The 12063-nt window shown below is 58.1% G+C and carries 12 protein-coding genes and 2 pseudogenes (1 of these 14 only partly in view); 11 read left to right on the top strand and 3 right to left on the bottom strand.

What is annotated here, in order from left to right:
* Window positions 1-790 carry the final stretch of a M23 family metallopeptidase gene (locus tag OA90_RS08515; RefSeq protein ID WP_068409440.1) on the top strand. 1187 nt of this gene lie to the left of the window's left edge, so only the last 790 of its 1977 coding nucleotides appear in the window; the start codon falls outside the window, past its left edge; its stop codon occupies window positions 788-790.
* 386 nt (window positions 791-1176) lie between these two features.
* Here OA90_RS08515 and OA90_RS28990 read toward each other — a convergent pair whose 3' ends face one another.
* The 3 genes from OA90_RS28990 to OA90_RS29460 all read right to left on the bottom strand — a co-directional run bounded on the left by OA90_RS28990 (window position 1177) and on the right by OA90_RS29460 (window position 3498).
* The gene (locus OA90_RS28990) at window positions 1177-1860 is read right to left on the bottom strand and encodes a hypothetical protein (RefSeq protein ID WP_199823646.1); all 684 of its coding nucleotides are present in this window, start codon (window positions 1858-1860) and stop codon (window positions 1177-1179) included.
* A 35-nt stretch (window positions 1861-1895) separates the two neighbouring features.
* Entirely contained in the window at window positions 1896-3041 is a 1146-nt protein-coding gene (locus OA90_RS08505; protein WP_068409438.1) for an MFS transporter, read from the bottom strand.
* A 67-nt stretch (window positions 3042-3108) separates the two neighbouring features.
* Complete coding sequence (locus OA90_RS29460) at window positions 3109-3498, bottom strand: MerR family transcriptional regulator (RefSeq protein ID WP_082836918.1); 390 nt, start codon at window positions 3496-3498, stop codon at window positions 3109-3111.
* 216 nt (window positions 3499-3714) lie between these two features.
* On the opposite strand from OA90_RS29460, the pseudogene OA90_RS27965 reads away from it, so the two are divergent.
* From OA90_RS27965 to OA90_RS08460, 10 genes and pseudogenes are all read left to right on the top strand, one after another.
* Window positions 3715-4119 (top strand): annotated as a pseudogene (locus tag OA90_RS27965) (IS6 family transposase); the annotation flags it as partial.
* A 572-nt stretch (window positions 4120-4691) separates the two neighbouring features.
* Complete coding sequence (locus OA90_RS08495; protein ID WP_244274569.1) at window positions 4692-5354, top strand: sigma-70 family RNA polymerase sigma factor; 663 nt, start codon at window positions 4692-4694, stop codon at window positions 5352-5354.
* 130 nt (window positions 5355-5484) lie between these two features.
* Window positions 5485-5916, top strand: a pseudogene (locus OA90_RS29870) (flagellin); the annotation flags it as partial.
* 126 nt (window positions 5917-6042) lie between these two features.
* Window positions 6043-6657 (top strand): flagellin, encoded by a 615-nt coding sequence (locus OA90_RS29865; RefSeq protein WP_347876833.1) that lies wholly within the window; start codon window positions 6043-6045, stop codon window positions 6655-6657.
* Between the two features lie 202 nt (window positions 6658-6859).
* Window positions 6860-8566, top strand: a complete 1707-nt coding sequence (fliD, locus tag OA90_RS08485; protein WP_068409434.1) for a flagellar filament capping protein FliD — start codon at window positions 6860-6862, stop codon at window positions 8564-8566.
* Between the two features lie 3 nt (window positions 8567-8569).
* Entirely contained in the window at window positions 8570-9013 is a 444-nt protein-coding gene (locus OA90_RS08480) for a flagellar protein FliS (protein ID WP_068409432.1), read from the top strand.
* 87 nt (window positions 9014-9100) lie between these two features.
* Entirely contained in the window at window positions 9101-9331 is a 231-nt protein-coding gene (locus OA90_RS08475; protein WP_068409430.1) for a hypothetical protein, read from the top strand.
* Window positions 9332-9856: 525 nt separating this feature from the next.
* Window positions 9857-10531 (top strand): FlgD immunoglobulin-like domain containing protein, encoded by a 675-nt coding sequence (locus OA90_RS08470; RefSeq protein ID WP_068409428.1) that lies wholly within the window; start codon window positions 9857-9859, stop codon window positions 10529-10531.
* A gap of 11 nt (window positions 10532-10542) precedes the next feature.
* Window positions 10543-11799 (top strand): flagellar hook protein FlgE, encoded by a 1257-nt coding sequence (gene flgE, locus OA90_RS08465; RefSeq protein WP_068409426.1) that lies wholly within the window; start codon window positions 10543-10545, stop codon window positions 11797-11799.
* Window positions 11800-11804: 5 nt separating this feature from the next.
* Window positions 11805-12062, top strand: a complete 258-nt coding sequence (locus OA90_RS08460; protein WP_068409424.1) for a hypothetical protein — start codon at window positions 11805-11807, stop codon at window positions 12060-12062.
* The last annotated feature ends 1 nt before the right edge of the window (window position 12063 follow it).

The raw sequence follows: 12063 nt of genomic DNA, 5'->3' as shown, positions 1-12063 counted from the left end.
GATCTACGACAGCCTCTATCAGACCGCGCTCGAACAGGAGATGCCCGGCGAGATCATCGACGATCTGGTGCGCATGTTCTCCTTCGACGTCGACTTCAATGCGCGCGTCCAGCCCGGAGATTCCCTGGATCTGTTCTTCGCCGATGGCGACGACAACAGTGGACCGAAAATTCTCTATGCGTCCTTGAACACCGGCAACACGACGCGTGAATTCTATCGTTACCGCACTCCGGATGACGGCGTCACCGACTTTTACGACGCCTCGGGCCAGAGCGCGAAAAAGTTTCTGGTCCGCAAGCCGCTCAATGGCGGCAAGTTCCGGTCAGGTTTCGGCATGCGCCGCCATCCGATCCACAAATATACCAAGATGCACCTGGGCGTTGACTGGTCCGCGCCCCGCGGGACACCGATCATCGCCGCGGGCAACGGGGTTGTTCTCAAGGCGGGCTGGAGTTCCGGCTACGGGCGGCGCATCGAGCTGCGCCACACCAACGGATACACCACCACCTACAACCACATGAGCGGTTTCGGCAAGGGCATCAAGGAAGGCACCAAGGTCACCCAGGGTCAGATCATCGGTTATGTGGGGTCGACCGGGCTTTCCACCGGCCCGCATCTCCACTACGAAGTGCTGGTGAATGGGCGCTACATGGACCCGATGCGTATCAAACTGCCCAAGGGCAGAACCCTAGACGGGCAAATGCGCGCGTCCTTTGAGGCAGAACGCTACAGGATCGACACGCTTCTGGAGCGCGTCCGCAAACCTTCCCGCATCGCATCAATCAACTAACATATTCCCATACAGGACCGGGCTCAGGTCCTTGCCGGGGCGGGGTTTCAATCATGACCCATGCGGTCACGGCTCCATGAAGAAGGATGAATTGACATCCTCGTTCAGGAAGCCGTGCCTTGCGTCAAACAAACATCAGGTGCCTTGTGCTGCCATGAGAATGATCTTGATCGTGTAATCGGGCGCCGCCAGTTCGGATTTGCCGCAGGCCCGCGCGGCGGATTGTCCGGGAAAAGCACATGCCCTTGAGGCGCGGAAAACCGAACCTCTGAAACATCACAACGATCTACCAAGACCAAGCGCGGTCAAGAAGTTGGCAAGACCGTTTCAGGTTAAGATGCGCGTTAATCGCCCAAACTACTCGGTGTGGGATCGAACACCTGGGATCAGGCGCCGGGATCGATGCCAGCCCCGCGTTCATCGAGCCAGCTGTCATGCAGCCATTTTTCGGTTCCGCGATGTCCGGGAAAAGTGATCCAAACGATATCGCGTTCAAAGATCATGACACGCCGATTCGAGCCGACGATGACCCACATCCAGCGGCCATCGGCCCTGTTTTGCATCTTCACCTTCATGCCCGTCAGCGTGACGGGCCGCGTCTTGCCCTGCCGGGTGAACGAAATGGTCTCGTCATGTGGTTCGATCCAGCTGATCTTGAGCGACGTGAGAAGGTCCGGCGCAGCGTCTTCCAGGAAGTTCAGCGCGATTGCACGGGCCTCATCGCGCGACGGCAGCTCACCGCCGACGAGATCCAGATCGATCCGCGCGAAGCCTTTGAGGCGACCATCTTCGGCAACCACGGTGCTGAAATGTTCGCCACCCAGTTGAGCATTGCGCTTGTCGGCGCGGATGTAACGGGTGAGGGTCGCGGTTTCGCCATCGACCTTGACTTTGCGCGTCGCGACCATCAGGTAATCGTCGGGTTTAAAAGTCCCGATAACTGCTTGGGCGGAGCGTGCGGTGAGTTGGAGTTGCATGTGACCTCCATCCGTTTCGGCGTCTGCAGAGATGCCAAGGGCGCCGGAGCCGATGACGACTCCCATCGCGGATACGAAATTACGCAAATTCATCCAAATTCCTTTCTGCTGATCCCACAGATCAGGCGTTAGTATGCGTACGACGGAGCTGCTCGCCGCGAGAGCGTGACCGCTATGAACGCGACGGCGAGCAGGATGGCGGGAAGACCGAAGAGCAGCGCCGATCCCAAAGGTGCGACCGCGCTGGCCACCGGGGGTGCCAGGGAGGCTCCAACGAACAGCGTGAACGTGTAGACCGACAGCGCCAGGCCCCGATTGCGGTTCGACGAAGCACCGGCAATTGTCGCAATAAGGCCGGGGACGGCGAGGGCGACACCGGCCGAGATCAACACCGCTGCGGGCACCATCATGGCCGGGCCAACGAGACAAAGGACAAGCCCGACCGCCTCGACGATCAGACCCAGGCGCGCAGTGACGGAGGCACCAAAGCGGGCCGAAATCGGAGCGGCGAAGAGGCTCAGGACCAGCGGCGGCAGACCGGCTAAGCGAACCATCTGCGGATCGAGACTGTCGGCGCCCATGACGATGGCGATCTGGAAGGTCACAAAGCCGAAGAGTACGGTGATCGCGGCGACCCAGGCCGAAACGATCACCATATTGTTCAAGAGCCTGCTGCTGTCCTCAGGTTCGGTCTTTTCTGCGGCGGGCCCCGAGCTGGCCCCGGCCTGACCAGGAAGACTGATCGCGAGCCCGGCCATCATGACGAGATAGAGCGGCGCAAGTGCCAGCATCAGCATACTCGGCGAGGCCGTCACGGCGGCTCCGCCGAACTGGGCCAAAGGAGCCGCAGCGAGGAAAGCAAAGCTGATCAGCGACACCCCGAGTGGCCGCCGCTGCGGCGGAAGCACCTCCGCGACCAGCGACAGGGCGACAGGCGGGAAGCTTGCCGCGACCAGGCCCTGCACGGCACGTGCCTGCAGAAAGGTGGTCATGGTATCGGCCAGACCGACGAGCGCGGTAGCCACCGCAGTCCCGATCAGACCGGTCAACAACACGACGCGCCGCCCATACCTGTCGGATAGCGGGCCGAAAATCAAGAAGCCCAATGCATAGGCGAAGCCGAAAGCGCTGCCGGACCAGGCCGCCAGCCTCGGCGTCGACGCGAAGGTTTCCGCGATCGCGCCGGTTAGCGGGATCACGACGTAAAGCTGGCCCACCACGAGAAGCGCGGTGAGCACCAGAAATCCCATGAGGACATAGTGCTGTCGAGTCATACTGATACCTACAGTTAACGTTGACTGTAGATTTTGATCAAGCTGCAGCTTTTGTCAAGCCGTGGTCTTATTCGTCGGTACCTGATTGGTGCTCTTGATAAAGCCGTTCCATATGCTTGATGTTCACGATCAAGTCACTGCGGAAGGATGAGAGTTCGTCAATCTGCATATCGACTTTCTCAAGATGCTCCCTGAGCATTTCGATAACACGATGCTTTCCGGCCAGAATTCCTTCTTTTTTTCCGAAATACAGATCAATTACCGAGCTAATTTCATCGAGGCTCAGACCCAGCCTTTTCAAAGCTGCGATCTTTTCAAGACGCGCCAGGGTCTCCCGTTCGTAGAGCCTGTGGCTTGCCCCTTCGCGTTCCATCGGAGAGATGAGACCTAGATTTTCATAATAGTGAATCGTTCTCTGGCTGACCTTGGCGGCCTTGGCGAGTTCGCCGATTTTCATATCATTCATTTGCAGGCCGCCCCATGTTCTTACGTTAGCATCAGTTTTAACGTGTCCACTGAGATACGCGCAAGCGATTATCGGTCGGACAGTCGAGCAATCGACCGCCCTGTGTTCACAGGGCCGCGCCCGGACAGGGGGGCTCTCGCAAAGATCTTCGAAGTTACCGTGTCTTGAGATTTGACTGTTGAAAGAACACTCCTTTAACCCGGAGTTCTGCGTCCCGATTCCCACCGTCATCGTCGAAAATTGAAGCGCCAGCCAAAAGACGGGTTCAAAGGCGGACAACTCGAAGCCTGGCTGATCATTCAGGCAGTGTCCTGGTATTTGCGCTATCCGCTGAGCAAGCGGGATCTGGAGGAAATGCTCCTGGAACGCGGCTTCGAAATGGACCACAGCACCATCAAGAGATGGGTTCTGGCGTCCACGCCACTGACCGAAAAGCATGTGCCCCGGTTCTGCAAGCTACATTGCGGGCGGTCCGCATCGATGAGACTTATGTCAACATTCGGGCCGATGGCGCTATCCGTATCGAGCCATCGACAAGCACGGCATTCCGGTCGATCTTTGCTGACCGCAAAGCGCGATCTTAACGCTGCCAGAAGGTTCTTCCGAAGGATACAGCATGGTTTGCCGCTGTTTTCATGGTGTTTAATCCGCGAAGGAACCTGTCCAGCAGGCAATGCCGGCGAGGCGCGCGGTTTGAGATCTTGCCGGTCGGCTTGATTGTAAAATTTAACGAGAGGACTAGGTGTGGAATCCAAAAAGGCTGTTCACTCGCATTGAAGATCTGAGACTGGTTGGGGACCAAACACAATCAGCTTCAGGATCGATGGAATGAACAACCTTTTTGGATTCCACACCTAGCGGCCGGAAAGTGAAACGGAGAATTTTGCCGCACATACTCAACACATTTCAAGCGCGAGCCTGGTCAGGCTTCCAGATAAACAAAATTAACGAATCTTACACTACAACAATCTCAAGAATTACACGAGAATACATATTTAAAGCTTCAGTAGGCAATAATTACCTATTACACGGAACATAATGCCTAGTATTGCGTAATATTTACCTAGTAACTTTTCTGTTAAAGTTCATTTTTCTCCGCCTGATCTCCGCCATTACTACGTTATAGACATGTAGCCATGGCTACGTAGTTTTTACGACGTGACTTGGGAATAGGGATTATGGGTGTGGCGATATCAAAGTCAGAAACGACGGGCGACGGCTTTGAAGACGATCTGAAGATTGAAGTCGACAGGATGCCGCCTCCTACCGTGAGCGAATTGAAATCGCTGTCCGATGACGGGCTTCTCGAACTGATCGCCGCGGACAACGAGGTTGCCTTCCAGATCCTGGTCGAGCGGCATGTGGACAGGGGATACGCGGTCGCCTACCGCATTCTTCGGAATGGTCCGGATGCGGAGGATGTCGTCCAGGACGCGTTTCTTCAGGTCTGGACGCGCCGGGAGGTCTGGCAAAGCGGCCGGGCGAAATTCTCCACCTGGCTGTTTCGCGTGGTGAGCAACCGCTGCATCGACCTGCTGCGTAAGCCGAAAGCCGAAACGGTAGCCGAGTTGCCGGAACTGGCCGACAGCAGTTCCAACCAGTCCAAGGACCTGGAGCGGCATGAGGCAACCGAACTGCTGGAACGGGCAATGACGGGACTGCCGGACCAGCAGAGAATCGCTCTTGTGTTTTCCTACAATGAAAACATGAGCAACGGCGAGATCGCCGAAATCATGGAGACGACAGTGTCCGCGGTCGAATCCCTTCTCAAGCGCGGGCGGCAGAAACTGCGCGCTTTACTGAAATCGCAAGGTGCCGACATCATCAATGCATTTACAAATAGTTAACTCTACTTTCCCCCCTACGAAATAAAAATCGCCTGATACTGGCGTGTCATCTCGTTGAACTGTCAGAGCGCGGGCTATCGCGCCGCTGCGCCGAAAGACGGGCGCGGACTTTTGACACGAGGAGAAGACGATGCCTGTTATTTCGACCAATACCGCCGCCAACACGGCGGTTCGCTACCTTAACGTAAACTCAAGCGAACAGTCCGAATCCCTTGCCAAACTCGCAAGCGGATCGAGCATCACCAAGGCGTCCGACGACGCTGCCGGCCTGGCCATCGCCACCAAGATTTCCTCCGACGTGGCAGCCCTAGAGCAGGCTTCCACCAACGCCTCCCACGGTATTTCGGTTCTGCAGACCGCCGACGGCGGTGCGGCCAACGTCAGCGACATCCTGGAACGCATGAAGACCCTGGCCTCGCAATCGGCTTCCGGCACCGTGACGGATACGGAACGCGCCTACATCCAGGCGGAATTCGAGCAGCTCCAGGAAGAAATCGACGGTATTGCAGAGAGCACGCGCTACAACGGTCAGAGTCTTCTGGACGACTCCAGCGATTTCTCCGACGATTCCGTTGAGACCGAGGCAGCCGTAACCGGAGCGAACGCGGCTGCGACGGTGACCGCCGGTGACGCGGGCACCATTACCATCAACGACATCGAGATCGAACTGTTCAGCGACGACACGTCGATGACCGTCGATGAAATGGTGGAGCAGATCAATGCCGGCCTCCAGGCGGAAGGCGAGTACACACTCTCCGCCATCAACGACGGCGGTACGCTGACGCTGACGACCCTGAACTCCGGCGAGAAGGCCTCCATCACCCTGGTGGACGGAGCCGGCGCACTCAACCTTACAACGCTTGGCCTGACCGCCGGCACGACCAACGGTACATCAACGGAAGTCGACACGACCGGCGCCGACATCGTCGTAGGTTCCTCCTCGGCCGACACCATCAACCTGTCGCTGCCGGAGTTGACCGTCGAGGCCCTCAGCATTGCCGGTCTGGACGTTTCGACCGCCGATGGCGCCAAGGAGGCCCTTTCGGTCCTCGACATGGCGATCGACGAAGTCTCCAACGCCCGGGCCGAGATGGGCGCCACTATGTCCCGTTTCGAGTTCCGCTCCGCGCAGATCGAGACCAGCATCGAAAACCTGGATGCCGCCCAGTCCGCGATCGCCGATGTCGATATCGCCAAGGAGCAGGCAACACTGTCGGCCGCCAGCGTGAAGGTTCAGGCCGCCGTGGCCGCCGCCTCCCAGGCAAACGAGATGCCGGAAAACCTGCTCTCGCTGATCCGATAAAAGCTATCGCGTTCGCCAGAACGCGGAAGAAGGGCGCCAGCCCCTGAAATCGATGCCGGGTCCGTATTCCTGAGGTTGCACATGAATACGGACCCAGCCGGCGCCCGGGCTCCCGAACACCCTAGTCCCCATCGCACTTGCGCTGGCAATGTGCTGCTGCGGCCCGGAGCATCTTTCAGACCTCTCAAAACGGATCATCGCCATGAGCGTCACCGATACGAGTTCCTCCACGACGACCGCCACGACGACAACCGTTTACACGGCCTCGGCGAACGCGAACGCGGATGTCGACTGGGATGCGCTGATCGAAGTCGGGGTGCAGACGAAAGAGGTACCGGCCGACTCGATCGAGATCAAGATGCTCGAGAACGAGGCGGAGATAGCAGCCTACGGGGAGATGCAGACACTTCTGCAAGACTTCCTGTCAGCGCTTGACACGATCCGAGGGACCGACAATTCGCTGACCGATGCCGACGATGTCTTTTCCCTGCGGGATGCCTACCTGACCGGCTATGGCGATGTGAATGCGGAATCGGCCGTGGTGGTGACGGCCGATGATGGCATCGATGTCGCGACATACGAGCTTCAGGTTCTGCAACTTGCCACAAGCCAGAAGGTGGACGGCGACGTCTTTGCGGACGATTCCTCCAAACTTGCCATCTCCGGCACGTTCACGCTCGAACTGGACGGGGCGGTATACGAGGACGGCGAGAGCGCCGTCGAGATCGATATTACAGAAGACATGTCGCTGGACGAGATCGCCGAGGAAATCAACGTCTACTCGGACGGCAGCGGCGTGAAGGCTTCGGTGATCCAGGTTTCCGATGCCGAATACAAGCTTGTCCTGAGTGCCGCGGAGACCGGCCAGGACATAGTGCTCACGAGTGTTTCCGGCGACGATGTCGGTCAGGCGCTCGGGCTGACCGATCAAGACGGCATCTTCACCAGCGAGCTCCAGGCTTCCCAGGACGCGATCATCAGCATCGACGGTGTCGAGGTGACCCGAGACAGCAATGTCATCGACGACGTCATAGACGGCGTAACGTTTTCCATCTACCAGGAGACCGGCGAAGACGATTACATCTCCATCGAGATCTCGTCGTCCCTGACGAGCGTCCAGGATGCGGTCTATACCCTGGTCGATTCCTATAACGCTTATCGCGAATGGGCTCAGACCCAGCAGGAGGTGGCCTCCGGCGGTGGCGCCGCCGATGGCGCCATACTTTTTGGTGACAGCATCCTTCGTAGCGCGAATGCGGATATCGCCGAAGGCCTGTCGACCTTCATCGACGAGGCAAGCATGGCCTTGCTCGGCCTGTCCTACGACAGCAGCAACCACCTCGTCGTTGATGACGAGGTGCTTGCCGATGCGCTCCTGACCAATCTGGATGCCATCGAGGATTTGCTGATGTTCCAGATGGACAGCAGCTCCGGCGACCTGGCCCTTTTGGCTCGAAATGACGCCATGCCCGATGAATTGTCGCTGGATATCGAGGTGGACCAAGACGGCACCGTGACGAGCGTCCTGGTCGACGGCGAATCCGGCCAGTTCGAAATCAGCGGATCACGCATCGTGGGTGTCGAGGGAACCGCCTACGAGGGCATCAGCTTCGTCTTCACGGGCATACAAAGCCAGACCGTGGACATGACCTTCACGACCGGCATGGTGGAGAAGCTCTACAATTCGGTCGAGCACTACGCGGATGCGAGCGAAGGTCTGCTGACGGAAGTCATCACCGCCCTTACCGAACAGAATGCCGACTATCAAGAAGACTATGACAGCATCATTTCGAATGCTGACGACTACCGGGACTATCTGATTACGCTCTACGCGTCCTACCAGGCCACGATCGAGCTGGCGGAGTCCAACCTTTCCTACATTGAAGCTCTTCTCAGTTCAGGAGATTAAACGATGAGCTATGCCATGAACCGGGCCATAGCGGCCTACAGAACCGCCGCGACCACGGTTGCTCCCCCGGCGGCCGTGACCCTGCTGTTCGACGAGGTGCTGAACGCCATTGTTCTGGCGGCGGAGGATCTGCGCAAGAAGCAATATGAAACCGCCCTTTTGCGTGTCGCCAGGGCAACGGGGATCCTGCGGGGCCTGCGCCAGAATGTCGATATGGATATCAACAAGTCCATGGGGCAGCAGCTCATCGACATGTACACACGCAACATCTTCGCGCTGAACAGTGCGGTAACGAAACCGGATGCCGAAGAACGCTTTGCGACGCTCGCCGAAGGCCTGCTGGACCTGCGCAATGCGTGGGCCGAGATGACGACGCTTGCACCCAGAAATCAGCAGACGCTTATGAAGGATATACGCAACGAACGAATTGTTGCTGAATGTTTCTAAATCATGGACAACCAATCTCCGGGCATGTACCGTTAGGGTAAGTGCCGAAGGATATTTGGTTTGGAAATGATTGCAGCGGTGCCTCTCATGGCAATCGAAGAATTTGATGCGCTTCTGGATCAACACGGGCCGGACCTGGAAACATGGCCGCTCGCGGAGCAGGGGCAGGCAAGAGAACTCCTGAAGATGTCCAGTGTGGCGCGAACAAGGCTCAAGGAAGAACAGGCTCTGTCGGCCATGCTGTCCGCAGGTCCGGCATCCAAGGCACCTTCGGATCTCGCCGCGAGAATCGTCAAGAAAGCGCGCGAGTCAAACTGACGGCTTCTACCAATCTCAACAAATAAGACCCTCTTTGACCAGGGCATGAGAGCGTTCCGCGAGGATCGTGTCGCTGGGCGATGCGGGCATCGGCCAAGACGCGCGACGCTGTGGAGCGTACTCATGTCGTGCCCTTCGGTGGCATGTTCAGAAGCTCCGATCGGCTGAACGACGCCGTCCCCCGGAATTCCCTCCTCCCCCATCTGATCGCAAGAATTTCCTGATGGGAAATTTCTGCCCGGTTTGGCGCGCGTGCCTGCCTTTGCAGCCCGTTTTTCGCCAACGGAATTTCTTCGGCCCCGCGTGTTCTCCCCGATTTTCCAAGTATCTGCGCCTGTGAAAATGCGCTCGGCAGATCTTGCCTAAATTATATACCGACACGGCAAATTATTCCCAAGTAAAATATTTGAAAAACCTGCGCCCGGATCTTTGTCGTCAGCCGTTTTACTATTATGTCGGGTGAATATTTGAAGTCGTAAATTCAACTTCACCCTCTCTCAGTATTATTCAGATGAGGGCGGAGATATGACTATATCAACCGTTAATTCTTATACGGCTCCTGCAAGCGCGACATCCACGACATCTGCAGATGACGCCAGAACGTCTATCGACGGCGATGAATTCCTGTTGCTTATGGTGCAACAGCTTCAGAACCAGGATCCGACCAATCCGGCCGATACAAACGAATATATCAGTCAGATGATCGATTCTGCGAGCTACGAGACGCAGTCCGACATCTCCTCGCAGATCACGAGCCTTACCGACACGATTTCAAACTACATGAGCTCCCAGGGGCTCGGATATCTCGGCCAGACGGTCGAGGCGATCGGCAACACGACATCGCTCCAGGATGGAGAGGCGCAGTGGTCCTACACGCTGGAGAGCGAAGCCGAAAACGTGACCATCAGCATCCTCGATGAGGATGGCAACACGGTCTATTCCGAAACCGGGGAAACCTCGGAGGGCGCTCACTCCTTCGCCTGGGACGGGGTCACGTCGGACGGCGAACAGCTCCAGGACGGCGGACAATACACCATTCAGGTCGCAGCAACGGATGCCGACGGCGACGACGTGTCGGGCCACACCACCGTCGTTGCCCAGGTGACCGCGGTCGATACGACGAGCGACGAGGCGGTGCTCGGCATCGGCGATGCTTCGGTGCTGCTCGATAACGTCCTCGCCGTCCTGGCGACGCAGTAAGGAGAACCGGCATGAGCTTGCAGGGAGCCCTGAACGCGTCCATCTCCGCGCTGTCCGCGCAGAGCACCGCGCTGTCCGTCATTTCCGACAACCTGGCGAATTCCCAGACCACCGCCTACAAGTCTTCCTACACCAGCTTTTCCAGCCTTGTTGCAGGCAGCGGATCGAATTCCAGCGGCGGCGTCTCGGCGACGATGGTCTCCAACGTCGACCAGCAGGGGTTGCTGGTGCAGTCGACCGAAGCGACCAGCCTCGCCATTGAGGGGGACGGTTTCTTCATCGTTGCCGACGGCTCGGACGCGACGTCGACATACTACACGCGCAACGGCGAATTCACCGTCGACAGCGAAGGTTATCTTACCAACGACGAATATTACCTGCTCGGCTGGGCGACGGATCCCGATGGCAATCCCATCGGCGGAACAAGCGAGAACGCGCTAGAGCCGATCGACCTGGATTCTGTCCAGAGTTCGGTCGAGGCGACGTCGAATGTCGCCATCCAGGCCAACCTGCCGGCGGATGCGGAAATCGGGGACGGTTTCGAGAGCTCCTTCGAGGTCTATGATTCCCTCGGCACAACCAGCACGGTCACGGCAAGCTATACGAAGACCGCCGAGAACACCTGGGAGATCAGCTATTCCGATCCGGCCCTGCCGGCCACCGGAGAGACCATCGGAACGGTAACCTCCGGCGTCATCGAGTTGACCTTCACCACGGATGGTATGCTCACCGCCACCAACCCCGATCCCGCCGAACTGACCATCGAGGGCTGGACGACCGGTGCCGAGGACACTGCCATCAGCATCGATCTCGCCGGCGACGGCAGCACCAGCGGTCTGACCCAGTATGCCTCCGACGACGGCGATCCGTCGATTGATGTCCAGTCGATCGATCAGGACGGCCTGGCCTACGGCAATCTCAGCTCCATCGAGATCTCGGACGACGGCACGGTCGTGGCCTTCTTCGACAATGGCGAAGAGCGCTCGATCTACCAGATCCCCGTGGCCACATTCGGCAATCCCGACGGCCTGGAAGAAATGAGCGACGGCATCTATGCCCGCTCGTCGACGTCGGGCAACGCCACCCTGCATGAGCCGGGCGAGGGCGGAGCCGGAACGGTCCAGGGCGGCTGGCTGGAGGCCAGCACGGTTGATACCGGGGAAGAATTCTCCCGAATGCTGTCAGCCCAGCAAGCCTATTCCGCCGCATCGCAGATCATGTCGACCGCGAGCACCATGTTCGACACGCTGCTCGACGCGGTCAGGTAACAGCCATGAGCGATCATCTCAAAGTCTGCCAGGAACGGTACAGGCGGCTGAAAGACGACATTTTGAAACTGGAAGCGGAATCGCGCAGCCAGTCAACCAGGCTGAAGCTCCTGGTTCTCAAGCGCGACCTCCAGGATCTCGTCCGCAAGATGCGGCAGGAGCAAGCGGAGGTCGGGCAGCAGATGTCCCAGTCGACCGCTGTTACCCAGGCAGTCAACGCCTATGCCAGAACGGCAGAAGTTTGGAAGAACCGAGGACGGTGAG

The sequence above is a fragment of the Labrenzia sp. OB1 genome (assembly GCF_001624695.1).
Classification (GTDB): domain Bacteria; phylum Pseudomonadota; class Alphaproteobacteria; order Rhizobiales; family Stappiaceae; genus Roseibium.
The sequence above is the reverse complement of the archived record's forward strand: the minus strand, read 5'-3'. Positions and strand labels throughout refer to the sequence as shown.